General features: G+C 42.4%; 21 protein-coding genes, 1 tRNA gene, 1 pseudogene and 1 riboswitch. Of the genes and pseudogenes, 12 read left to right on the top strand and 11 right to left on the bottom strand.

Annotated elements, in window-relative coordinates:
• Positions 1-94 precede the first annotated feature (94 nt).
• Positions 95-529: a YHS domain-containing (seleno)protein gene (locus DLM75_RS07255; RefSeq protein ID WP_118967744.1), complete on the bottom strand. Its 435-nt coding sequence runs from the start codon at positions 527-529 to the stop codon at positions 95-97.
• Between the two features lie 105 nt (positions 530-634).
• Between DLM75_RS07255 and DLM75_RS07250 the strand changes: the two are divergent.
• Together DLM75_RS07250 and DLM75_RS07245 are read left to right on the top strand one after the other, a co-directional pair.
• Positions 635-1681, top strand: a pseudogene (locus DLM75_RS07250) (mechanosensitive ion channel family protein).
• A gap of 177 nt (positions 1682-1858) precedes the next feature.
• Positions 1859-2701: an LA_0991 family prenyltransferase-like protein gene (locus DLM75_RS07245; protein ID WP_429945431.1), complete on the top strand. Its 843-nt coding sequence runs from the start codon at positions 1859-1861 to the stop codon at positions 2699-2701.
• On the opposite strand, the gene DLM75_RS07240 is transcribed toward DLM75_RS07245, so the two are convergent.
• Positions 2670-3398: a fatty acid desaturase CarF family protein gene (locus DLM75_RS07240; protein ID WP_118967743.1), complete on the bottom strand. Its 729-nt coding sequence runs from the start codon at positions 3396-3398 to the stop codon at positions 2670-2672. The two genes, DLM75_RS07245 and DLM75_RS07240, sit on opposite strands and share 32 nt — an antisense overlap.
• 63 nt (positions 3399-3461) lie before the next feature.
• Between DLM75_RS07240 and DLM75_RS07235 the strand changes: the two genes are divergently transcribed.
• From DLM75_RS07235 to DLM75_RS07220, 4 genes are all read left to right on the top strand, one after another.
• A complete protein-coding gene (locus DLM75_RS07235; protein WP_118967742.1) occupies positions 3462-3929 on the top strand; it encodes a DUF2721 domain-containing protein in 468 nt (155 codons plus the stop codon).
• Positions 3930-4119: 190 nt separating this feature from the next.
• Positions 4120-4926, top strand: a complete 807-nt coding sequence (locus tag DLM75_RS07230; RefSeq protein ID WP_118968021.1) for an SDR family oxidoreductase — start codon at positions 4120-4122, stop codon at positions 4924-4926.
• A gap of 21 nt (positions 4927-4947) precedes the next feature.
• Positions 4948-5856 (top strand): alpha/beta hydrolase, encoded by a 909-nt coding sequence (locus DLM75_RS07225; protein WP_118967741.1) that lies wholly within the window; start codon positions 4948-4950, stop codon positions 5854-5856.
• A gap of 89 nt (positions 5857-5945) precedes the next feature.
• A complete protein-coding gene (locus tag DLM75_RS07220) occupies positions 5946-6899 on the top strand; it encodes a fumarylacetoacetate hydrolase family protein (protein ID WP_118967740.1) in 954 nt (317 codons plus the stop codon).
• A 515-nt stretch (positions 6900-7414) separates the two neighbouring features.
• Here DLM75_RS07220 and thiC read toward each other — a convergent pair.
• Positions 7415-8983 (bottom strand): phosphomethylpyrimidine synthase ThiC, encoded by a 1569-nt coding sequence (gene thiC / locus DLM75_RS07210; RefSeq protein WP_118967738.1) that lies wholly within the window; start codon positions 8981-8983, stop codon positions 7415-7417.
• 127 nt (positions 8984-9110) lie between these two features.
• Positions 9111-9207: riboswitch (TPP riboswitch) on the bottom strand.
• Between the two features lie 745 nt (positions 9208-9952).
• Between thiC and DLM75_RS07205 the strand changes: the two genes are divergently transcribed.
• Together DLM75_RS07205 and DLM75_RS07200 are read left to right on the top strand one after the other, a co-directional pair.
• Positions 9953-10909, top strand: coding sequence for a porin OmpL1 (locus DLM75_RS07205; protein ID WP_118968020.1), 957 nt, complete (start codon positions 9953-9955; stop codon positions 10907-10909).
• 155 nt (positions 10910-11064) lie between these two features.
• Positions 11065-12036, top strand: a complete 972-nt coding sequence (locus DLM75_RS07200) for a porin OmpL1 (RefSeq protein WP_118967737.1) — start codon at positions 11065-11067, stop codon at positions 12034-12036.
• Positions 12037-12474: 438 nt separating this feature from the next.
• Here the strand turns inward: DLM75_RS07200 and DLM75_RS07195 are convergent, their stop codons facing one another.
• Both DLM75_RS07195 and DLM75_RS07175 read right to left on the bottom strand, forming a co-directional pair.
• Positions 12475-14175, bottom strand: coding sequence for an acyl-CoA dehydrogenase family protein (locus DLM75_RS07195; protein WP_118967736.1), 1701 nt, complete (start codon positions 14173-14175; stop codon positions 12475-12477).
• 948 nt (positions 14176-15123) lie between these two features.
• A complete protein-coding gene (locus DLM75_RS07175) occupies positions 15124-15801 on the bottom strand; it encodes a protein-L-isoaspartate O-methyltransferase family protein (protein ID WP_118967732.1) in 678 nt (225 codons plus the stop codon).
• A gap of 97 nt (positions 15802-15898) precedes the next feature.
• Here DLM75_RS07175 and DLM75_RS07170 point away from each other — a divergent pair.
• A tRNA-Phe gene (locus DLM75_RS07170) sits at positions 15899-15971 on the top strand.
• 15 nt (positions 15972-15986) lie between these two features.
• Here DLM75_RS07170 and DLM75_RS07165 read toward each other — a convergent pair.
• A complete protein-coding gene (locus DLM75_RS07165; RefSeq protein WP_069609334.1) occupies positions 15987-16229 on the bottom strand; it encodes a hypothetical protein in 243 nt (80 codons plus the stop codon).
• A gap of 298 nt (positions 16230-16527) precedes the next feature.
• Here DLM75_RS07165 and DLM75_RS07155 point away from each other — a divergent pair, with 298 nt between their 5' ends.
• A complete protein-coding gene (locus DLM75_RS07155) occupies positions 16528-16959 on the top strand; it encodes an AAA family ATPase (RefSeq protein WP_118967730.1) in 432 nt (143 codons plus the stop codon).
• A gap of 517 nt (positions 16960-17476) precedes the next feature.
• On the top strand, positions 17477-18649 hold the full coding sequence (locus DLM75_RS07150; protein WP_118968019.1) for a DUF1577 domain-containing protein: 1173 nt from the start codon (positions 17477-17479) through the stop codon (positions 18647-18649).
• Positions 18650-18736: 87 nt separating this feature from the next.
• On the opposite strand, the gene DLM75_RS07145 is transcribed toward DLM75_RS07150, so the two are convergent.
• The 5 genes from DLM75_RS07145 to DLM75_RS07120 form a co-directional block, all read right to left on the bottom strand.
• Positions 18737-20014, bottom strand: coding sequence for an NHL repeat-containing protein (locus tag DLM75_RS07145; RefSeq protein ID WP_118967729.1), 1278 nt, complete (start codon positions 20012-20014; stop codon positions 18737-18739).
• A gap of 12 nt (positions 20015-20026) precedes the next feature.
• On the bottom strand, positions 20027-21118 hold the full coding sequence (locus DLM75_RS07140) for a helix-turn-helix domain-containing protein (RefSeq protein ID WP_118967728.1): 1092 nt from the start codon (positions 21116-21118) through the stop codon (positions 20027-20029).
• A gap of 406 nt (positions 21119-21524) precedes the next feature.
• A complete protein-coding gene (locus tag DLM75_RS07130) occupies positions 21525-21977 on the bottom strand; it encodes a hypothetical protein (protein ID WP_118967726.1) in 453 nt (150 codons plus the stop codon).
• Positions 21978-22040: 63 nt separating this feature from the next.
• A complete protein-coding gene (locus tag DLM75_RS07125; protein ID WP_118967725.1) occupies positions 22041-23672 on the bottom strand; it encodes a methyl-accepting chemotaxis protein in 1632 nt (543 codons plus the stop codon).
• A 71-nt stretch (positions 23673-23743) separates the two neighbouring features.
• Positions 23744-24157, bottom strand: coding sequence for a globin family protein (locus DLM75_RS07120; protein WP_118967724.1), 414 nt, complete (start codon positions 24155-24157; stop codon positions 23744-23746).
• A 328-nt stretch (positions 24158-24485) separates the two neighbouring features.
• On the opposite strand from DLM75_RS07120, the gene DLM75_RS07115 reads away from it, so the two are divergent.
• Entirely contained in the window at positions 24486-24890 is a 405-nt protein-coding gene (locus DLM75_RS07115; RefSeq protein ID WP_118967723.1) for an STAS domain-containing protein, read from the top strand.
• Positions 24891-24916: the final 26 nt, after the last annotated feature.

Raw genomic sequence — 24916 nt, 5'->3', positions numbered from 1 at the left:
CTAAAATCGCGATTTCGCGGAGAAGACATAGTTATCGAATCTCTTTTTGACCGAAAATCGACACACCAAAGTCAAAGTTCGAAGTAGGTTTCTATTATTTTTTTCGAACCGACTCCCATTCCTTTCTCGCTTTTTGGATCCAACCCGGAATATCCTTTTCCCATAATACCTGTACGTCGTGATCATAGTTGAGATAAAGTTTTCCATCTACAATCTTCCATTGTTTCGGATCGATAGAGACCTTTTCACCGAATGCGACTCCGTAAGCGCAGTAACCGCCGAATTGCGGCGCATATTGATCTGGATGTTCTTTGAATAATTTTAAATTCTCAGCGGAGGAGAATCTCCAATCGGCATCCATCCAACGATATTGGAATTCTTTCCTGCCTTCAATCGGTTTTCCTAATGTAAAGTAAGCCACAGGATCGTAACCGTTGATCGCCAAATCTTTCCAAAACGTCTTGTTGATCGGAGACGCACCTATTGAAAAACCGAAAAGGACGATTAGAATCGATAGAATTTTTTTCATCTTAGCCTCGTCTTGAAAATTCGGAATTCGATTTAAAATGTTACACCGAACTCCAATAAACGGATTTGGTCTTGCATACGGTAGATTTCCTTAAAAACTGATCCTATGGATTGGAATGTCTTACAACCCTGGTTTTCAAAAGAATTCTTTTTGGAATTAGGAACTTCCGCGGGCGTTTTTATCTTCGTCTTATTTTTAGGTTACCTATTCGGGGATAGAATTATTCCGAGGCTTTCGGGGATTCTCTTTCAGAATAGAATCCAGAATTCACATCCGCTCTATAAGGCAGGAAGAAGAATCATAAGGCTTCTCTTTTTTCTACTCGCGTCTTATCTTTTTCTACGCTTTCTAAAACTGTCTTCCAACACGGAAGAATTCGTCTTTTTATCCTTTAAGATTATCTCAATCATTCTACTTACCTTTTCCTTGGTTCGTTTATTCTCTGCCGTGTTCGAGACCTATTCGGAAATGACCGAAGGACTTCTTTCCTCCGCTTCCATCATCAGCAACGTGATCCGAATCACGTTATTCGCCATTGGAGTTCTACTGATTCTTCAATCGCTTGGAATTTCGGTCGCGCCGATTTTAGGAGCGCTCGGAGTAGGAGGTCTCGCGGTCGCGTTAGGTTTACAACCGACCTTATCCAATCTATTTTCCGGTTTGAGCATACTCATGGGAAAACAACTCAAGAAGGGTGATTAGGTCCGATTACAAGGGGACGGTTTGGAAGGTTACGTGCAGGATATCACTTGGCGATCCACTACGATTCGAAGATTTAACAACAGCACGATCGTGGTTCCCAATTCGGTGATGGCTTCTTCCGTGTTTACGAACTTCGACCTTCCCAGCAAGGAATTATCGATTACAATCGAATCGGGCGTTTCGTTTCAGAGCGATTTGGAGAAGGTAGAATCGATCTCGATCGAAATCGCTAAGGACGTTTTAAAACAATTCTACAAAACCGGAGAAGAAAAAGAGGTTTCTTTCAGCTATCAACGATTTGGTGAGAACTCGGTTGATTTTCGAGTCACCCTTCCTTCTTTGGAATTTACGGATCAGTTTGCCATCAGGCACGAATATATCAAACGAATCCATTCGCGATTTCAAAAAGAAGGAATCGAACTCCGGTTCCAACTAAAAAAAGGAACCTAATCAAGCGTTCTTTTCTCCTTCTCGGTGCGCCGTTCCTTCCTTTGAATTTTCGCGGCATCGTTCGGATAACGAAAGGAACTCGTTCCGAATTCTTCTTGAAACGAATCGAGTAATTATCAGAGTAAAATTGCGGTGAATTCCCTATCTTTAAAACAAGGAATGGATCTGTTTCATAGGATTTTCAAAAGGACGCTCTTCTACTGGAACGTTTTGAGCGTCGATATCGTTCTGGGAGCGACTGCTTGTGCACTCTTTGCGTCCACGATCTTAGAAACGAAGATGCGGGTGTCGTTCTGGTTTCTTCTTCCAATGGCGGTTTGGGTCATTTATACCGTAGATCACCTCGTTGACGGCTGGAAACTCGGCAAAAAAAGCGTCAATGCACGACACAGATTTCATTACGATAACTTGATATTCTTAAGTGTTTTGACCGGAATTTTATCGTTTCTTTGTTTTATCTTTTCGATCTTATTTTTACGGGAATGGATCGTCGCCGCCGGAATGATTCTTGGAATTTTCGTCGCTTTTCACGTTCTTTTTTCCTATCTTCAACTGGACTTTTTTTGGAAGGAATGTTCCGTATCGATTCTTTACACTGCGGGAGTTTGGTTCGGACCCGTTCTTCTGACTTCAAAAACGAAAACCGAGATCGGATTTCCTTGTCTTTTATTTTTTCTCGCGGCTCTTTCCAATTCCTTTATGAATTCTTATATGGAACGAGAACTCGATCGAAAAGAAAACGTCGTCTCCATCCTTAGACAAATTTCCCCTAGTGCGCTAAAAACGTGCGTATTTTTTCTTGCATTCTTAGGTTTGGCTTTGAACTTTTTTTGGATCGAAAAACAACCGAAGTTCATTCCAGAATTCTTATATTATACTTTTGGATATCTGATCCCCGCATGGATCGTTTATCGAGAGGACTCTTTTCAAAAAAATCAATTCTATAGAATTCTGGGAGAGGGCTTTTTCATTCTCTCTATTCTTCCTGTCATTGTCCGGAAGTGGATTCTTCCATTCTGACCGTTTCCGCTGGAGGAATTCTCAAAATCCATCTTAGAATCTCGTAAAAATGAATATATCTTAGAATCGGATTGAGCCAGCCGGTCGTTATGCAGAAATACGTATCATAAGGAACGGTGTGGTGGATTTTGTGATGCTCCGGACCTAATATCATTTTATATTTTTGTAATATTTTTACGATCCCTGCTGGAGAATCCTGGTGCGCCCATTTGTGAATCTGGTTGGTCGCAAAAATTCCCCAGAGGAGAAAAAACCAAAACAAAGCGATCAGAGAACTTACGATTCCGGAAGACTTCCAAAAGAAAACGTAATAAATCAAAATCGGAAGAGACACGAGACAATTGTTTCCGTTTGTTTCTACAAAATCGTGTCTCGTAATTCCTTTCGGATCTACATGATGATCTCGAAAGGGAAATATAAATCCCGGACCTAAGATCGGTGTTTTCTCGGAACCGATGCTATCACCTAAAAAATGAACCAAACCGGAAATAAAATCGGCTCCGATCCATGAAATCAAAATCACCAAAGGAAGAACCCAGAACAACCAAGAATGTTCCGTGATCTTCAAAGAAAACAAATGGATCAACTGATATCCGAGTGAGATGGAAAGAAGGACAAAGGAGAGAAGTCCAAGAATTTCGAAAATTCTATGCACGCTAAGATCCGGTTTTGAAATCTGATTCAATTCTGTATTCATATCATTCCTAGGAATATTCTTATCATCGTTGTCAATTCGGGCGAGATTTTTTTAAGCACGAAAATGCGAGTTCGAAAAAAAAATGAAACTTTACAGCACGTGAGGACGTTCCATTCTTCTTCTATAATAACGATGAGCCCTCTTTCATTCAATACTCCCGGTCTTCTGTTTCCGGCAATTTCACTTCTGATGCTCGCTTATACGAATCGCTTCTTGGGCTTGGCAAATCTGGCAAGACAATTGATCGCCAAGTTCCAAGAGAAAAGAGACCCCGATACTCTTTCTCAAATTCAAAATCTCCGCTTTCGTCTTTCTCTGATCCGATATACGCAGAGTATTGGAATCCTGAGTCTTCTTTCGTGCACTTCTTGTCTCACCGTCTTGGCCTTTGATCTTCAAAAGACTGCTTGGTTTCTTTTCGGATTGGCCTTGTTGTTTCTCGTGGCTTCGCTTTGCATCTGTTTGGTGGAAATCCATCTTTCGGTGCGAGCATTGGATATCGAGATCCACACTCTCGATAAGACCGATTGAAGAATTCGGCGCTCTTTCAAACGGGATTCCTTTTTTAAAACCGGATCCTCGTATTTTCATTCTAAAATTCGGTTACGAATCCGAAGAATCCTTGAATCGATTCCCTTTCCTTAGAAAAATCGCTTTTTATAAAGAAATTTTAATACGAAGATACGTATCGAATCTTCATCCTAAATCAAAGGGGACTTCAATGAACGAAACTTTTTACAAAGACAAAGTAGTATGGATCACGGGCGCTTCTTCCGGTATCGGAGAAGAACTCGTCAAGGAAGCGGCGAAACGTGGAGCAAAAATCGTTCTCTCCGCAAGAAGACTCAAAGAACTGGAAAGAGTCAAAAAGGAATGCGGACTGACCAAGGCAAACAGCCTCGTTCTTCCGTTAGATTTAGAAGATTATAAAAAACTAAAGAATGTTCCGAAAACGGTGATCGATCAGTTTGGAAGAATCGACGTTCTGATCAACAACGGCGGGATCAGCCAACGTTCTTATACGTATGAAACCACGATCGACACGTATGAGAAGCTCATGGACGTAAATTATTTCGGAAATATCGCGCTTTCGCTCGCGGTTCTTCCGATTATGAGGAAACAAAAATCGGGTGTGCTTTCTTCCATCTCGAGCGTTGCCGGGCTCTTCGGAGTTCCGCTTCGAAGCGGATATAGCGCGAGTAAGGCGGCTCTTACCGGCTTTTACGAAGCCCTTCGTGCCGAAAACGGAAAGGAAGGAGTGAAGGTCACTCTGGTTTATCCCGGATTTATCAAAACTCAGATTTCAAACAACGCACTCAAAGGCGACGGAACCAAACAAGGAAAAATGGATTCCATCATCGAACAGGGAATCTCTGCGGATGAATGTGCGAGAAAAATTTTGGATGCAATCGCAGTTGGGAAAAACGAGATCATCATCGCAGGCTTTCGTGAAAGTTTCGCGACGTTCTTGCACAAGTTTTTTCCTGGATTTTTTGCAAAGTCGATCGCAAACGCAAAAGTCACCTAAGACGATTCTTCAAGAGTAAATATGAAACGAATCGTAAGTTTTTCCGTTTTGATTCTTCTTTTGGCTATCGGATATCTGATTTGGAATCCGATGCCGGTTATAAAGCTCGTTCTCAAACATACGAACGTGATGAATCTGATTCGAAAAGATTCTCCACTCCCAACAAAGGAAGTAAGAGAACGTCACTCCGTAGAATCGATCAGCGTCGACGGAGCCAACGGATTTTGGTTGGATAAAAAGAATTCGTCTAACGGAGTTTTGATCTATCTCCACGGTGGCGCGTATATCAAAGGACCCTTTGCCACTCAGTGGAATTACGTTTCCAAAATGATTCAAAAGACTTCGATGGCGGCCTTTGTAGTCGATTATGGAATGCCTCCCAAGTTTCCATTTCCTAAAGGATTGGATGGAACGGTTCGTCTCGTCGAAATTCTTCAGAATCAAAATTTGCTTTCCGGTCGTTGGTTTTTGTTAGGCGATAGCGCCGGCGGAGGTTTGGCGGTCGCTGTCGCTTATCAATTGAGAGATTTGCACAAACCTCTTCCAAACGGGTTGATCCTCATGTCTCCTTGGTTGGATCTGAGTATGGAGAATCCGGATTCTCTTTTGACCGCGAATGACGATCCGATGTTGGGGAAAGAATTCCTAATCCAATCCGCAAAGGAATACGCACCCGATCAGGATCTGAAAAACCCTCTTCTTTCTCCGATTTACGGAAACACAAAAGGGCTTCCTCCGATTCTTCTTCAGATCGGAACCGCTGAAATATTTTTGGCGGATAATCGCAAGTTTTACGAGAATTGTAAACAAAACGGAGTTCAAATTCAGTACGAAGAATATCCGGAAGCGTTTCACGTCTTTATGATGCTCGACATTTTGAGGGAAGCGAGAAAAGCGGTCCGGTCTCAGGTCGACTTCCTTCAAAAATGAAGAGTATGTGTCCGCGGAAATCCATTTACGATTTGAGAGAATTCGATTCGTTGAATTCATATTTTATAAAGTTCTAATAGGAAAGGACTATGGCAAAAAATTATGTTCGGTTTAGCAAAAAGAATCGGTTCGAATGGGGACTTGTTGCGAACGAGAGAATTCATTCTTTGGAATGCGGGTCCCTTTCCACATCGGATTTTTTAGAATTCGTTCAAAAGAAGAAAAAGGTTACCGGTAAAAAATGGATCGACGTCTCGGAAGTTTCGATCCTTTCTCCGATCACTGCGCCGTGCCAAATCATCTGTCAAGGTGCGAACTATCGACAACACTTGATCGAATCGGGTCTCGATCCCGATGATAAGAATTACAATCTTTTCTTTACGAAGTCGGACGCATCCCTTTCCGGTCCGTTCGGTGAAATCGTTCGTCCGTCTCACGTTGAACTTTTAGACTACGAGATCGAACTCGGGCTCGTTTTCGGAAAAGGATTTGATTCCCCTTTGGATCCAACTTCCAAAATTTTAGAAGAATACGTTGCGGCTTTTTTTATGGCCAACGACGTTTCCGCAAGAGACGTTCAACTTCCGCAGTTGCAATGGTATAAGGGAAAATCTTATCGAACATTTTGTCCCGTAGGACCTTATCTTTCCGTTTTAGAAAAAGGGGACTTTGCGCGCTACGAATCCTTAGAATTGAATCTGACCGTAAACGGAGAAGTTCGGCAAAAAGATAGAGCTTCCAATCTCGTTTTTAAACCCTTGGAAACCATCGTAGAACTATCAAGATTTTGTAATATTTCTCCCGGAGATATTCTTCTGACCGGAACACCTTCGGGTTGTGCGCTTCGAGCTCCCGGGAAACTCATACAAGCTCTCGGAGGATTTCTTTCGGAAAAGAAGAAGTGGGAACTCTTTGTCAATGGACAAAGCAAACGAACTCAATATCTCAAGGAAGGTGACGTCATTCGTTCCACGATTCGAACGTCAGACGGGAAGATCGACCTCGGAGAACAGATTTTAAGAGTCGCGATCGAAGAACGTTAGTCGTAATTGAATCGATCCCGATCGGACTTTTTTTTCGCTTAACTCTTCCATTCCTTTTAACGAAGGTCTTTTCGGACTCTTTAAGGGTGTTGAACTCCTCCCGTTTCCATTCACTTTCAAAGGAATCAGAAAGAATGGATCAATGAGGGGCGTTCCGAATTTTTTCTTTGCGGTTTTTTGGTCAATCTCTCATCTTTTTCGTAGGATTCCTTCATTGAAAGTCAGCGAGGGGAAGACACGGGAGTTCTGCATTCCCTTGCATAAAGGAAAGAAGCTCAGAGTTTCACAACTCATAAGCAAGAGAACGAAAACTCAGCGCATCCTTTTCTACAAAGCGTCGCCGAATCCGTAAAGATCAAGCGGAACTTTGTAAACCGGAAGGGCCGGTCCGATTGGAAAGTCCCGCCTACTCTACGTTGCAGGCTGATTTCGCAAAAGGCGACTAAAAACGCCTTGAGAGAATTCGGCGATCCGTCCGGTTAGAATGGCTCGGTCGGATTGTTAAGCGAAGTCGATCAAGGAGCGCTGTAGATCTCCGCGCCCTTTTCCAAAAACTCCTTCGACTTTTCTTCCATTCCGACTTGAAGCGCCTTATTCTCGTCCACGCCCTTTTCTTCCGCGAACTTTCTGAGTTCCTGCGTGAGATTCATGGAACAGAAATGTGGGCCACACATGGAGCAAAAGTGAGCGGTCTTCATTCGATCCTGAGGAAGGGTTTCGTCATGAAACGATTGAGCGGTTTCCGGATCCAGAGAGAGAGCGAACTGATCTTCCCAACGAAATTCAAAACGTGCCTTGCTCAGAAGGTTGTCTCTTTCGATCGCACCCGGATGTCCTTTCGCCAAGTCCGCCGCGTGGGCCGCGATCTTATATGCGATGACTCCTTGTTTCACGTCTTCTTTGTCTGGAAGACCGAGGTGTTCCTTGGGAGTCACATAACAGAGCATAGCCGTCCCAAACCATCCGATCATCGCGGCGCCGATCGCCGAAGTGATATGATCGTAACCGGGAGCGATATCCGTGACAAGAGGGCCTAACGTGTAAAACGGAGCTTCTTGACAGAGTTTCATCTGAAGATCCACATTCTCCTTGATGAGATGCATCGGAATGTGACCCGGACCTTCGATCATCACTTGGATGTCTTCCGCCCAGGCGCGTTTTGTCAATTCACCGAGGGTTTCCAATTCTCCGAACTGAGCCTTATCGTTTGCGTCGGCGATGGAGCCGGGACGAAGTCCGTCTCCGAGTGAAAAAGAAACTCCGTATTTTTTCATCACCCCGAGGATATCGTCAAAATGAGTGTAGAGAAAATTCTCCTTATGGTGCGCAAGACACCACTTCGCAAGAATCGATCCTCCTCTCGAAACGATTCCGGTCACACGATTAGCAGTCCAAGGAATGTAACGAAGAAGAACTCCCGCGTGAATCGTAAAGTAGTCGACTCCTTGTTCCGCCTGTTCTTCTAGAGTTTCTAAGAAAACTTGAATATTCAAATTCTCTGCTTTACCTTTTACCTTTTCCAGAGCCTGATAGATCGGAACGGTTCCGATCGGAACCGGAGAATTTCGAATGATCCATTCTCTCGTTTCATGAATGTTCTTTCCGGTAGAAAGATCCATCACCGTGTCGGCGCCCCATTTCACGGACCAATGAAGTTTTTCCACTTCTTCTTCGATGGAAGAACCCAATGCCGAGTTCCCGATGTTTGCGTTGATCTTCACCAAAAAATTCTTCCCGATGATCATAGGTTCTAACTCGGGATGATTTCGGTTGGAAGGAAGAATGGCGCGTCCGGAAGCGATCTCGGAACGAACGAATTCTTCGGACATCTTTTCTCGAATGGCCACATAACGCATCTCTTCAGTGATGATCCCTTTTTTTGCGTAATACATCTGTGAATGATTCGTATCTCCACGATCCATCCTTTTTTCAACCCATGCCTTTCGAAGTTTGGGAATCCCATTCTTATAATCCGAAGGGAGTTTTCCGGAAAGCGCGCCTTCCGTGTGATAACATTGATACTTCGTCCCGTCGGTGAGTTGAATCGATTTTAGAGGGACTTGAAATTCTTGAGTAGGTTCCATACATTCTCCTGGCCGCAGGTTTGGAGAGGGAACGGGGAACAAGGGATCGTAAAAAAAGAGACGATAAAAAGAATTCTACTTCCTTTCCATAAAACGTACGTTAGACGTTGAACTCGAAAGTAAGAATCTTTTGTATGATCCGTTTTCCTACGCAGGCCTTATCCTGATCAGGTTCCGGGGACTCTCTCAGAGGCAAACATTTTGCCCCACCCCCAACGGTTTCAAGATGAGTCTCGCAGAGAAGGACACGATGACAAGAATAAAAAACGCTTTGTCTTGCCCGTTTTTGTTTCGCAGGAATTCCGATTTCGCATTCGAAAAGGATTTCCGACCGAACCCTTCCGCTTTCCGATTCGGAAGCGGAGAATTTTGAATCCCTTTTGTCTGCGAACCTCTTTGGCTAAAAAGTGTGCAAAAGGAATTTCGCCTAACGTGTCCGTTTTCCGCAGAGAATGAAGATGATTCTTCAGATCCGAAATGGGCGTATCGAGATTCTGAACTTCCAAGATTTTAGACAAAAGGAATCAAGTTCTTCCTTAAGAAACAGATATCGATTGGAATGTCCGTTCTAGTTGGAGCTCCTTCGAAACAAAACGCAAGAAGAAACGTTAAATTTTAGAACCTTCCGCTCTTTTTATATCATGATTTTCTAAAACTTTCCGTCGAATGGGCTCGATTCTTTCCCAACCAAAAATTGTACATCGTTTGTTTTATTTTCTTTTTCAAAATTCCGTTTCGATTTTTGTCCTTCTTTTCTCTCGCAGACTCAATCATAACATTTGTTATATTATAATCAGAATTTTTTTCTTCGTTCTCGGAATTTTGGGAACTTTTCAGTCTTTTGTCGAAATCCTGTTTGACACTAATCCGCGAACTTCTAAAGTTTCACCCTGTGTCCGGGATTCAGGAAATATACATAACCTCCGGAAACACATCAAATCAAATTGAATCGTGAGTAAGGAGTTATCAATGGTTCGTAACATGAGTAAGGTGTTGCTTGTCCTCGCCCTATTTTCTTCGGCGGCAAGCTTAAGTGCAAAATCATACGGTATTGTAGGATTTGGATTACAATTAGACCTGGGGCAATTGGGTGGAACAATCACTAAGGATGGTTTGGATGCGGCCACTTATTATGGTCCTGTTAGATCTTCCAATACTTGTACGGTAGGAACGGACGCAGGTTGCGTTCAAGATCCTTCCAAAGCTGCAGGAGCTGGTAATTATATCGGTGTTGCACCAAGACGCGCAATCCCCGCTGAAAACAGACTGATCACATTGGAAAGAACTTCCGGTGGACTTATCAACGCTGGAACCACAAAGGGAGCGATGGTCGGTGGTAACTTGATGGTTGGATACGAGTCCGACTTTGCAAAGTATTTCTTCTGGAGAGTTGCGGCGGAATACACTCAAAAGATTTCCGGTGGTGTGACTAAGGCTGATATTGCTGGTTATAGCATCGTAGACATTACTTGGGGATTCAGCTCGATCGTGATTCCTGCTACTGTTGGTATCAAGATCAACGTAACGGAAGACACCGCTGTATATATGGGAGCTGGTTTAAACTACTTCAACGGTGGATGGTCTTTGAATGGTATGAACAATATCAAAGGTGGTTACGACCTTCTTACCGCAGCAGGCGCTACTTCAATCGCAAACTTGTTGAGCGATGGAACGGATCCAGTTACAACTCGCGAGCACACTCGTTTCAGAGCTTCCGGAATCGCACCTAACTTCTTGATCGGAACTCAAGCGAGAGTAACCGACAAAGGTCACGTCTTTATCGAACTTGAAACGATCATGTCTGCGGCATACTCTGTTGGTAAAACTCAGTCTGTCGGTGGCGCGTCTAACCTTTCTCCATATCCTGCTTACCCAATCGTTGTGGGTGGTCAGATTTATAGATTCGGTTACAAACACGAACTCTAAGATCGAATTCAAAGACCTTTCTTGAAAAGAGGCTCTCCGCTTGGAGGGCCTTTTTTTTATATCAACGGATCAAAAACCCTTTAAGAATCTTGACAGGAGTTCCTTTCGATATAGGTTCCTAATTTTTATAAGCTGAAAAGTTTTTCCAATTGTAAATGATTCTACGTAGTCCTTTCACACCTCCCTTCTTTCTTTTTCAGAGAATTTGTCTGCTTTCTCTTTTGATTCTTTTTCATACGAATATAAACGCCAAATCCTACTTTCTTACCGGCTTGGGTCTTCAATTTGATCTTGGGAATATGGGCGAGACGATAACAAAAGACGGGATTAATTCGGGTCAATATTTCTCTGTGCAGTCCTCGAATTCCTGTAACCCGAGTACGGAAGGATGTAGCTCTAACGGAAGGACCGGCGGTGTCGCACTTCGGAGATTAGTAATTCCCGAAAATCGATTGATCACGATCGCAAGAACAACGGGTGGCGTTTTTCAGGCAGATAGTACGCAAGGTGCGATGGTCGGAGGAAATCTAATCGTCGGCTTTGAGAAGGATTTTGGTAAGTATTTCTTTTGGAGAATCTCCGGAAATTATACGCAGAAAATTGCGGGCGGAGTCACGAAGGCCAGCTTCCTAGGTTATCGTTTTATCGATGCGAATTGGAATTTTCAATCCATCATCCTTCCGGCGACGATCGGAATCAAGATGGAAGTGTCGGAGGACACGGCCATCTATATGGGCGTTGGACTCAACTACTACACCGGAGGTTGGGGACTCAGAGGAAGAAACGATTCGAAAAGTGTAGCAGATACTTTGGATATTCTTTCCGTGAGCGTTCCTCAATTGAGTTTGGTTCGAGATCTGTTGCGAGACGGCCCCGACCCGACGGCAGTCAGAGAAAACACTCAATTTAGAATTTCCGGATTCTCCCCTCACTGGTTGTTCGGAACGCAGGCAAGGATCACCGACAAAGGTCATATTTTTTTGGAAGTGGAAACGGTCTTCGCATCCAAATATGATTCGACTTCAAGCAAATCCTTAGGAACCATCTTAAATCTTTCTCCAACCCCCGCGTTTCCAATTCAGTTAGGCGGTCAGGTTTTTCGAGCTGGATACAAACACGAACTCTGAAATCCATTTGCGATAAGAGAATATAGATTGCTCTATGGAAGGTTTCCTTGAGGAGTTCCCGCATTTTGGATCGAAGCGACAAAGGAACCCTTGGTTTTTAAGGATCCACTTAAGATTTATGAAATCTGTCGGAACTACGACGATCCACCGTGAAACGGCGCGCCCCGCCCTAATCTTGGGTGGAGGGGTGAGGTGGCGGGAAAACCTCAGGCGAGATTTCCCTTTATCACAAAATTCTAATGATTGCGAGCATAAAACTCTTCGTCGGAGTTCCTACAACAAAACAAGTGTTTGAAACGATTCTTCTTCCAACTCTCTCGTCCGTTTCGGCAAAGTGGGAAGAACTACGCGGAAGATTCGATTCTTAAGAAAAAACTTCCGCGTTTCTCAGATATTCTCACAGGAACGGACGCAGGAAGTCCGTTCCTCAAAATGAGATCAAGGAGCCATCTCGTAAGCGTCCTTGTACGAATAAACCTTCGCACAAACTCGTAAGAAGAGTTCCTCGTCTTCCACGGGCTTACGAATCATCTCGAGACATTTTGCCATTTGTTCCGCGCTACTACTTCTCTTAGAATAGAGTTGAAGAGCGTATTTGGAAAAATCCCGGATCATAAAATCGAAAATCTGACTTAAGAGATCGTCTTCCACTTTTTCGATCTTAGCGTTTTCGATCAGAAGTTGTCCATAAGCGACTAACGTGAACAATTCTCCTAAGATCAACATGAAGTCGAGGTCCTTCGCTTGTTTTCCATCCGGCGGTGTCTTTTCCAAGAATTCTTTGAGTGTAGCGATTTGTTTTCTAAAAATTTTCACGTTCGGAAGATCTACACTCGCATAAACAGTGTTATAGTCATGAAAAGAAATCTTCTCAAAACCTTTTGTAGTCGCACCCTGGTTAAAGAGAAAATCGTCGTTTTTGAAATCATTCACTTTCGGAATTACGGGAAGTGAAGAATTCGGCTCGAAGAAATAATTGTGCATGAACTTGATAATCAAAGCCATGTTTACGTGTGCGGTTCCTTCCAACTTAGGAAGTCCTCGAATATCTTTCGCGGCCATTTCGAAGTACATATTTTTCTCGAAACCTTTCGCGGCGATCACGTCCCAGAGAAGATTGATAACCTCTTCTCCCTGCATCGTGACTTTCATCTTCACCATCGGGTTAAAAAGAAGATAACGTCTATCGGAAGCGGAAGCCGATCTCATATAGTCCTTCGCTCTCGAAGCGAAAAGTTTCATCGAAAACAACCTGCAATAAGCGTCGACGAACATCTGTTTGATCTGAGGGAAATCGGTCACGTAACGATTGAATAACTTTCTCTTCGACGCGTGATTGATCGCTTCATAGAAAGAATGTGTGCAGATTCCGATAGAAGCCCAACCAAGATTGTATTTACAGATTGCGATCGTGCTCAAGGAAGCGTCCCATGCATCCCGGTCCTTGGAAAGAATCTCGTTTTCCGAAATCGGATAATCGTGAAGCGCGTATTCTCCCACGTAACTCTGAGAGTTTACGACATTCTGAATGAGCTCGTAATTCTTATGTTGAGAATTGACGGCGAAAAAGACGTAATTCCCGGTCTCTTTCATCTTTCCGAATGTGGAAACGATTGCCGCCTTATTCGAGTTACCGATGTAGTATTTGTCTCCGTTCGCGACGTAGGAACCATCCCCTTTTTTTTCGAGAATCATATCGCTCGAAATCAAATCCGCTCCGTGTTCCTTCTCGGAAAGGCCGAAGGCGAAGATCTCACCTTCTTTGAGAAGTTTCGCGGTTTTGTGTTTGATCTCTTCGTTCTTACTGATCCAAATCGGACCGAGACCTAACATCGTCACCTGCCAAGTATACCAATAACAAAGACCGTAAAAGCCGGTGATCTCATTGAAGTCACAGATTCGAGTCGTATCCCAACGTGAGTCGGAATCACCGTAACCGGCAGGCGTCATCAGAGTTGCGAAAGCGTTTACCTCTTTTTGAAATTCAAGAAAGTCTCCGTACCAAGTTTGATGACGATCGTCTTCCTTTAGCTTATTCTTTCCTTTTTTTTCAAAGAACTCGATGGTCCGTTTCATGATGTTTCTGGATTTTTCATCCAGGTGCGCAAATTCGGTTTTCTTAGGGTTTAGCAATTCCATATTCTAATCTCTTTTTGAATTTTTTTTACTTTGTTTGAATATCAAGGGCCATTTCCGACTTTATCCCTTTTTCAAAAGGAATGAAAAGAATCGAAGTCAAATTGAATCGAATTCTTCGATGTCGAAAAAAAACGGGAGTTTGAAAAACCTATCCTAGTAAAAAGAAATCTACGAACAAGTTTTATTTAAAGAATGGAAGTCGATTTTCAAAAACTTCCAATCGGTTCTTTTATGCCGAATCCTGTTTGTTATTGAAAAAGAAAAATACCCGAAATCTTTGAATGCCAAGTTCATTGGATTCAAGAACGGGTTTGCGCAGTCCCTTCCTCCGTTTTTGGAATTGCAGAATGGAATCAAAAATTTCTTTATTTAAAAGTCCCGCTCTCATACGAATTCGAGATTCTTTTAAAAAAAGAAAAGCCGTAGTAACATAACATTAATTAAATTGAATATATAAACTCAATAAAAATAGTGAGGTGAAAGACAGAAACGCGAAAACAATTTTATCTTTTCAAAGAATTTTCCGAATCCATCCGAAAATTCGAAAGAAATAAATCGACGGAAGAAGGAACCAGTCGGGAGAGAAAATGCGATTCCGAAAGAGAAAACAAAAACGATTTTGTCTTTGATTCTCCAGGGTTCTTCTAAAAAAAAACTCACTTCCCCGGAAGTGTTTTGAATCGCAAGAACGATCTGTTGGAACTACGACGCCTCTCTGTAAAAAGGCGCGCCCCACCCTTATTTTTGGGTGGAGGGGTGGGTGGCGGAAAATTTCCGGAGATTTTCCTCTATCACAAAATCAAACTTTTCGCAAGCAAAAACTCCCGTGTAGGAATTCCTACAAAACCGTTCCTTGTACGACGATTCTCGTTAGATCTCCTCTTCAACTTTGGGAAAGATTCTATAAGAAGAACTGAATTCTCGAAGTCGATCTTTAGAAAAAGAACCTTAGAATTCTTTTCCCAAAAAAGGGACAAAACGAACCCCACCCAGACTACGGAAGGACCAATCGTCTAACGTTCTTTTGGCGATCATCAGAACCTGTTCTTCCTTTCCGAACGGAAATAAGAAAATTCCACCCGGAACCAAGGAACGAAAGTAAGGGCTTTCCCGATCCGGAAGTTCCGAGAGCGAGGCACAAGAAATCATCTTCTCAAAAAAGAGTCCGGACTTTAGAAACTCGGGGCCACTTCCCTGAACAAAACGATGCCGTTTTGTAATTCCCGGTTTCCAACGTTCCAGATTTTGAATCGCGGTTTTGTGAAGAGGTTCGAAAAATTCTACGGAGTATATCCGAGCGCCGAGTGAAATGAGGACGGCGCTCTGATAACCGGAGCCGGTTCCGATTTCAAAAACTCGATCTCCCTTTTGAATCTCGAGCAACGTCGACATCCAAGCTACCATAAACGGTTGTGAGATCGTTTGTTCGCAACCGATCGGGAGCGGCTTATCTTCGTAGGCTTGGGAAGAATACGAGGAAAGAACAAAACATTCCCTCGGGATCGAGAGCATCGCGGTGAGAACGTTCTTGTCTCGAATTCCTCTCGAAACGATTTGCGTTTTCACCATCCTTTCGCGTTCGAGAATTCGAAGCAGAGGATCGCAGATTTTTGACTCGAAAGACATACGATCATTCTCCGGAAGGTACTAAGGAGAAGAAGGAGTCGTTTGTGATCTTTTTCGTTGACAGTGAAGCCTGTTTTTCTATGCTGTCCATGAGTTCGGCCTTGTAGCTCAGTCGGTAGAGCAGAGGACTGAAAATCCTTGTGTCGGGAGTTCGATTCTCTCCGAGGCCAGAACTCACTTCTACTTTACTTCGCCGCCTTTCTCTCCTCTCCCAATTTCCAGAGTTCAGAAAATACGAGTTCGTCGATCACCTTACAAAGTTCGGGTTTGTATAATTTTTTGACTGGCGGTTTCGGGTAGATATGAATTTCGTCCGTGTTCGGAATATAAGTCATCATCTTAAGAATCTGATCCTCTCCTTCCACTTCATACATTGTATAAGACATTCCCTTCGCGGGAATGATCTGCTCGGTTTCTAAATATTTCATTCTACTCTGGTCCTTTTTTGTTCCAAGGGCTCTCGTTGAGCGTGAAGGTTGTTTCAATGGATCTTTCTTCTAGGCTAATCAGATTCCGCGTATTTGTAAAGTAAAAGAAGAATCGAAAGCGTCACTTTGGGATCTTTTACAGAGAATCTCTCCTTCGATTCCATTTTTAAATGGATTTAGGAGAATCTTCTTTCTCGTCTTGAGAGAAAGGTAAGAATCGTTTGAAAAGAATCTTTTGACTCCAACGCAAGCGAAAGATCCTTTGAAAAGTAGGAACTCCTTCTTTTCCAATAAAACGATGAAATTAGAATCCGCACTCATTCTCATCCGTGGCCTTCCCGGGGCCGGAAAAAGCGCATTGGCGAAACTCTTATCCGAAAACGGAACGTATCCCGTCTTTTCCGTCGACGACTACTTTACAAACCCGGAGACAAAAGAATATCGATTCCAATATACGGAAAATCACCTCGCGTATAAGAGTTGCGAGGAAAGAACCGAAAAAGCGATGAAAGAACGAACTCCAAAAATCTTTTTAGACAATACGTTTACTCTTTCTTGGGAACTGGAACCGTACTTCCGACTCGCTTCGAAATACGACTATACCGTTTTTGTTCTCACCGTGGAGAACTATCATAAGGGAAAGAACATACATTCGATCGAAGACGAACAGCTCCTCAAGATGGCCTCCAAATACAAAGTTCGATTGTTGTCTTCCGACCTAGTGGAGTAGTTTTATTTTTACGGAAGACTTCGAATCGATTTTCGAAGCGTCCCACTTCCGGGAAAGAATGGATCTCAATCGAATCCTACAAAACGAACTTTTCCAAAATACTTTCGAAACCGAGTCAAATTCCCTCCAAGAAAAAAATCTGATTTTTGTTCCGATAGAATCTAAGAATTTTCTTTGAAACCAGTCCTTTCATTTTTTTGGAAAACTATTTCCATAAATGAAACCGATAACTCGAATCCCTCGTCTTACGTTCCCTTCGACGTAGCGTTTGTTGACCAAAACGAATCGTCTACCGCTCGGAGCTGTTCTTCCTGTAATTATATTTGTATCAAAACTATTTCAGATTCACGTTCTTGATTTTCATCTACTGATAAAATGATAATTTTCAGAGTATCAAAATATCGGATCTATAATTCAGAAATCACGTCAGGAAATTTTATATTTACTAATCCGTCCCTTCATTCAAGTTTATACTGCCTATATTTCGAAAGAGAGAACGAATTACATGTTGGAATCAATGAACGGAACAAAATCGAAAAATAGAGAATTGGATGTGCTCCATTCTCCGGACCAGAGAAAACACATCATTGAAAAACATTTATTGAATCAGACGCTTATTATAAAAGGCGACGAAGAAGGTTCCACTCTAACAATCAAGAAATTTATCCCCGAGGGAGAAAGGCTTCTTGTAGAACTCAACGGAGATCTGGATCTCGCATCCAAAAACGAGATGATCTTATATAGAATTCTCGCGAAGTATGTTCAACTCGAATGTTTCTTTCAGCAAAGTATCAATGGAAAAATGGCGGAGCTTTCCGTCAGTCAAATTTCCATCGCAAAATCGAATCGTGCGTTTCCAAGATATCCCGTCGCCGAAGACGCGGCTCATATCACCAATATCAATTCTTCAAAAACGGTGATCGATGCTTCTCTCTTTAACATTCCCACCTTGGTCAAAGTGAGTTTTGAAGATTACAAGACAAAGCTTAAAACTTTCGATTTCGGAATCGTTGAAGTGGACGTCTTCAAGCCGGATCTGGATGAAAAATTCGATTTAGTAAAAAGATCTAAAAAATACATTCATATCGAAAACACATCCGATGAATCTTCTTTCACTTCCAAAAACGAAAATCAAATCGACGTGGAAGATCAGATCAATCAAGAAATTTCGACGATGATCCGCAAATACAAAGACGAGAAAATTCTTTCCGAAATCATCTATCCGATCGTTTATATCAATCATTCCAGACAATCGATTCCTCTCGGATATATCTGGATTCGAAGTAAGGAAAAACATCTTTCAACGGATACGATCGAAAAGTTATCGGAACTGGCCAAAGAAATGGTCGCGAGAATCAAGGAATCGAATACGGTGATGACGACCGAAAAATTCCAGATCCTCGACATCTCCAACAACGGAGTTTGCGTAAAAATCACAAATCCTCATTTGATTCAAACGCTTCCCAAACACACCGGCTTCGTTTTCGACATCTATATTCGGATGCAGGGATACTTTAAGGTCTTCGGAGCTGTTCGCTGGATTTCCTACGATTCTTCCGGAAATCTGATTCTCGGTTTGGAATTGGTTGCGAAATCATCCTTTCCAGGAGAAAGAGAAAAGTTTCATAAGAACGTAGAATTGATCGGCCAGGGAAAATTTACCGGTATGAAAACGAGTAACGCCGTCTGATTTCAAACATTTACGATTTCCGGAATCGAAACCGAATTCTCCGTTCTGAACTACATTCTTTTTATTGAATGTGGTTTTAATCGTATTTTAGTATTTATTAAAATAAGCGGATTGAAGAATCGGGTCGCAGATCTTTCCGTTTGCTTGAGGATCGATCTCTAAAAACGTTCCCGCATTATAAGGCATCCCGTAAATTTTTCCGTTCGGTGCAAGTACGCCGCCGGACCAAGCTCCTCCTCCGGGCGCCGTTCCGAAATACGTAACCGTCAAAGTGTTCGGATCGATTTCCACAAACTGAGTCGCGTCAAAAGGAATTCCGTAGATCTTTCCATTGGGAGCTAGAACCCCGCCGGAATACGCTTGCGAGATTCCCGGAGCGCCCCCAAAGGCAATCAGTGTTCTTGCCATCGGATCAATTTCCATGAACATGGAAAACGCATCGGGTATTGTATATATCTTTCCATTCGGAGCGAGCACTCCTCCGGACCACTTACCATTAAAACTGAAGATGAAGGATCCGAAATTGATATTCGTTCTTGCAATTGGATCCACTTCCGTAAACTGGCTCGCTCTTGCGGGAATGGGATAAATATTCCCGTTCGGGCCCAATACAGCACCTGCGTAGGCAGGGAATGTCGTCAGTGCACTTCCGAATGTCACTTGCGTTTGCGCGACCGGGTCGACTTCGATAAAAGATGAACTTATGGAAGGAGTCGGATAAAACTTTCCGTTCGGTGCGAAAACCCCTCCAAGAAAGTCGCCAACCCCGGATACTGTTCCATAGGTGGAGCCGCCAAAGGTTGTCGGATCGATGGACACATAGGGCCACGTGGCCGAGGAAATCAATTCAAGCGTACCCGAGGGGGAGAGAAGTCCCCCAGCCCACTTGAGAGCTCCTAGGGGGCCGACAGGAATAGAGTTGGTGATCATCTGAGTGCTAGGATCGAATTCCCGTAAGTTCGTACCTGCGCTTGGAATCGCAAAAATTCTTCCCGTCGGCGTAAGAACGCCTCCGAGATACGCGGCCGTATCCGGTTCAACCGCAAACGTATTGACAATGGGAGCTCCCGCGCTTCCCTTTCCCGCCTGTAATTGTAACTCGTCTTGAACTCGAGTCCAGTTGTTCGGTTGAATGACCTCGAGACTTGTTTCGGAACAAATGTTTTTCGCAGGAATTACAGGCTGGTCTGTGAAAGTATCTTTGATGCATCCAACGCCGAATCCGGCATTACAACGAAAAACCAAAAGATTGAGAAAGGTTGCCGAAGACGGATTCGGTGGTTCTTTCACAAAACATCCGCTAAGAAGAATGGATCCAAGACAAAGTAAAAATCCTGTTTTCAGAATATTGTTTTTTGAATCCATCCGTTTTTCCATTCAATTCAGAGTATAAGAATGTTTATTGAAGAGTTGTGCTTCCCTGAATTTTTTCGGGGACATGCCCGTCTCTCTCAAAAACGCCCTATGGAATACCGAGTTCGAATTAAACCCGACTGCGTTTCCGACCGAGATCACGGAACGACTCGGATCATTGATGAGAATCGACTTCGCCTCTTCTACACGAAACTGATTGATATAATTGTTGAAGTTGATTCCTTTATGATCGTTTAAGTAAGAAGAAAGCTGATGAACCGAAACTCCAAGTTCTTCTGCTACACTCGGCAATCGGATGTCCTCGTCCAAATAAATTCGTTCTTCCTGTATCAGATAGTTGAGCTGTTTTTCCAGAGCATCGATATCGATATCTCCGAGAAGCGATTTTTTTGAAGAATTCTTCTGAACGTCGAAAGCGATTGGTTCTCCTAAGAAATCCTGAAAGTAAACGCTAACGTAATAGAAATAAATGATTTCGATCGTTGTGACCACACCCGAGAGGAGGACGAGAGTTCGTTCCTCCATCACGATTCCAAAAATTTCCAAAACGGCGCAAAAGGAAACGGTGATCACCAATCCCCCCAACACCTTCGACTTGAGGCTTCTGAAATCAAAAACACGATTCGTGATCATCTTATATACGGCCACACCGACGTAGACGATGACGAACAAATCGGTCAGATAAAGAAACATCCCGTATTCAAATCGACTCTGTTGATCGTAGAGACTTGCCACCGGAATGGATAGAACGACCGGAGGAACCAAGTTCCAGTAATACTTTGAGGGAAGTTTCGAATACTTCGAGAACACCATGATCGAAAGCAAATAGACGAGTATGCCCGCGGTAGAAAGCGCGATCATATCAATCTGAAATAAGAAACGTTTCATCCAGTTGTATGAAACCGCGTTTATCGTCGTTTCGTCGAAGTATTGAAAAATAGCAGTGAGAACAAGAAGAGCAGACAAAAAATAATCAATCTGGTTCTTCGCTCGCAACAAACGACCGAGTCCGATGATCAAAGCAAAAAAAGCACCAAACCTCGTGATCTCAATCAATAATTCTTCCCGTAATAGCCAATCCATCGTATTTACCATAATCTCAACTTCCAAAATCGAATTTCTTCTTTTTTATAAATCCGGTCCCATATTCAAAAAGCGTCTTCGTCCGAAAAAACCAATGTCTCTTCGATACAAGCCCAACTTCTCAATTCCTAAAACCGCTCATTTGACCAACAAAATAACGCTACTTATTTTTCACTTAAAAGAATTCAGTCACTTACGCGATGGACTGAACAACGTCTTTTTAAGAACGAACGCCAATCAACGATCCATGAAAGCTCAAAAAATTATTTTCAAAAATTTCAATCCCCTCCTGCGCGTTTTGCCCTTCTTTTCCATTCTATTTTTTTTACTTCAAAACTTATTTTTTAGTAAAATTCATTCCCTTTATCCAAACTGCTGAATTATAGAATGTTATGAATTCTAACTTTTACCAGAGTCCTCATCTTGACAGAGGCTCCCCGATTTTTTTCGAAACAAAAAAAGACTGATTCTTCATTGGAAATAAAAGTTCTATTTCGCTTTGTAGTCTAATGTAGAGCCAATCCATAAGTTCATTTGAATCCCTGATAAAGGCTAAGGGGTTTTTCTGAATTAAAGACGGCAACGACCACTTTGTAATGTATTGTCTAAAACGATTTTTCAGTTCGTTTCTATTCTTTTCGTTATAAAATTCATTATCTTCCTCTAAGACTGTGTCCTCTGGTAATAGCTCCAAAAGGATTAAACTTTCTTCTGTCCTCAGATGCTCATTGAGTCTTGCGTTTAGGATAGCAAGAATGTCGTGAACCTCACCAACTCGATTGATAACGGAATCTGTTCTTAAAATTCGAATCAATTCGATGACCAATTTTTTCAATACTTCGTTTTGTTTCCGATATAAGTGAACTTGCATTTCTTTTCTTTGTTTCCTCGATCTTTCTATATCTAAACCAGATTCTTATCAGTTATATCATTCTCAGACCTTATTTATTTTTTCCATTTGTGTTGATTTCGCATTGAGTTGATCGGAATAATCGATCAACGACTTTGAAATAGAAAGACTTGCACTCGTGATCTGTGAGATTTTGGAGATTTGAGTTTCCATCACCGAATTCGCTTTCTTCTGTTGTTTGATCGAATCGTAAATCTCATCCGATTTTTTATCGATCTGATCGCTACTATATTTGACTCTTGCCCTCTTTTGAGTTTGAAGATCTACGAGGCTTACGATCTCTTCACTTGAGGATTTGAGATTGATTAAATCATTTATAATATTTTCATACAGTTCTTTGGAACGATTTACGAGGGAATGACCGTGATAGGCTTCGTGAATACTTTTCTCGATCAGAGATTCGATCGTTTTCATACTTTTATCGGTCTCTTGGGCTAAGGCTCCGACTTCCTTGGCTACGACCGAAAATCCCCTTCCATAAGCACCTGCTCTCGCGGATTCGATCGCCGCATTTAACGCAAGTAAGTTGATTCTTTCGGAAATTTGTTTGATCAACGACGCGATCAGCTTCATTTCCTTTGAATTGTCTTCGATTTCGGAAACACTCTCGGCGAGTTGTACGATCGTGTTCGATCCGCTTTCGATATTTCTTTCCATCGCAGTGGCGCAGAGCACCGATTTGTCAACCGCAGAACCGACCTGATCGATGATTTCGTCGAGTTGTTTGATTTCTACGTTCAAGGAGGAGACCAAAATATAATAAGAATCCGCCTTCCTATCCAGATTGTAGATTTCCTCTTTGATCGAATTCGCAAGCGAATAGATATCCTGGATTCCTTTGTTCTCTTCATTGACGTTGGAATTTAAAACTTCCGAAGTTTCCTGGATGCGATGGGTCAAATCGTAAACTTCGAAGAAGCGACTTTTGATAGCGTCTGCCTCCGTTATTAGATCCCTTCCAAATTTACGAATCGTTTCGGCTAAAGAAAGAAGAGCAGGACTATCCATCAGCTCCTCTTCCGTCTCTGCGGTAACTTGAATTTCACCGGATGCAACTTTTCGATTCAGAATTAAAATTTTAGAACTCGCCGCTTGGGAATCTTTGTATAGAAATAAATTGAGATAAAAAAGAAAGCCGAGTGTTCCAGCGCCGAAGATACAGAACATTCCGATACTAAATCCGGAGTGTTCCAGATATTCGAGCCGCATACTTTCGATATTTCTAAAGTTCAGTTGCCTTTCTATGGATTCCGAATTCTTGAAATCATTTATTTTTTGATCTTCCAAAGGAGCTTTTAGGAAATGTTTCCAAGAGCCTTGTGAAACCGTAGCCCATTCCCAGCCGAACCAATTTCGAGATTCTGTTTTTTGTTCCGTTATCGATTCGTGTTCGATTCTATGAAATTCTTCCGGTTCCTTGTTTTTTTTATCCGCGGTTTCTAATTCTTGATTCCATTCCGAAGATTCAAAACGTTTGATTTCTTCCAATCGTTTGTAATAAGCGTCTTCGACAGCTTGGTCCCTGTTCTTAAACTGAGACAATGCCAATCCAAATAGAATGATGTAAAATAAAGTTGCGATGCTAACTAGCGAGTTCGGTCTTTTGAAAGCCAGAACTATTTTTCGCAGAATCTGATTCTTACCTTTTCTCTTCATAGTTTATGTGATACTTTACGAAATAAGGAAGATCGGTTTCGCAACATTAAACATTTTGAATCCGATTTCGATTACTGCTTACTACCTTCGATTGCGGTTTTCGCAACGATCTGGTAGATCTCAGTCCATAAACCTTTTAGTTTTGGAGTAAACTCCGTCCCTAAACCTTGCTGTAAGGTTGCCAATAGCGCCGCTCCGACTACGTCGTAATCCTGAGATTTAACGCGGTATTTTATATGGCGTTTGCCCATTTCTTGGATTACGGGAACTAAACTTGCGAGATCACCGAGTCCAGAAATCAGCGTTTTCAACATCAACATGAGCTTTCTTCCTTGTTCGTTCATGTCGCCTTTGAATAACGACTTAAAACTCGGCTCCATCGCAAAAAGTTTGGAATAAAATAAAGCCGCAACTTCATCCTTGTTCATATAAACTTTTTCGAAACTGGATCTTACTAATTCGATTTCCTCATTTCCCAATGCCATCGATTGCTCCCGATATTTTTTTCGGATTCTATCAGAGGGAAAAAGGGTTCACAAGCGTATTTTACGATTAACGCGAGTTGCAAACTTTCACCTTAATTCACTTTGTGTTTTAAAACAGAAGTAGTGTTGAATTATAATTCATTACCACATTCGTTTTATTTTTCACAGGGAGGGACCAGATTGCTGTCATTTCCCCTTATTTCGAAATGCGGTTGCGAATTTGCCGCTTCAGCAGAGAAGCGAATCAATTCAAAATTTCTTATCAATTTTTATTGAATTTAATTATTGAGATTTGAACCTTAGTAAAGTTGTGCGCGGAGAAAGGGAAATGGACACCAAATCAGACTCTATCAGTTACAAGACAAACGATATGAAATTGACGATCGAAAAAATTTCCTCCGCCGGGACACTTCCTGGACCGGCCGTCATCTTTCAGATTCAGGGTGATATTAATATTTTTTCAGCGAAAAAACTCAAAGACGCATTCAACGAATCGATCGAGAACGAAGTTTACATTCTTCTAATAGACTTGTCCGGAGTACGGGTAATGGATTCTTCAGGGATCGCTACTTTTATAGCCACTCATTCTCGACTCAACAAAATGTCGAATGCCGGAATCGTCCTCTATTCACTTACGCCTGAAATTGAGAAGATGCTGGAGCTCACCCGCCTTAAATCCTTGCTACGGACTGCATCGAATTTTGCGGAAGCGGTCCGCCTCTTCAGCGCCTGATTTAGGCAAGACCCACTCTTCTTCTG

It is taken from the genome of Leptospira stimsonii (genome assembly GCF_003545885.1).
GTDB lineage: Bacteria > Spirochaetota > Leptospiria > Leptospirales > Leptospiraceae > Leptospira > Leptospira stimsonii.
This window is presented reverse-complemented; position numbering and strand designations above follow the sequence as displayed.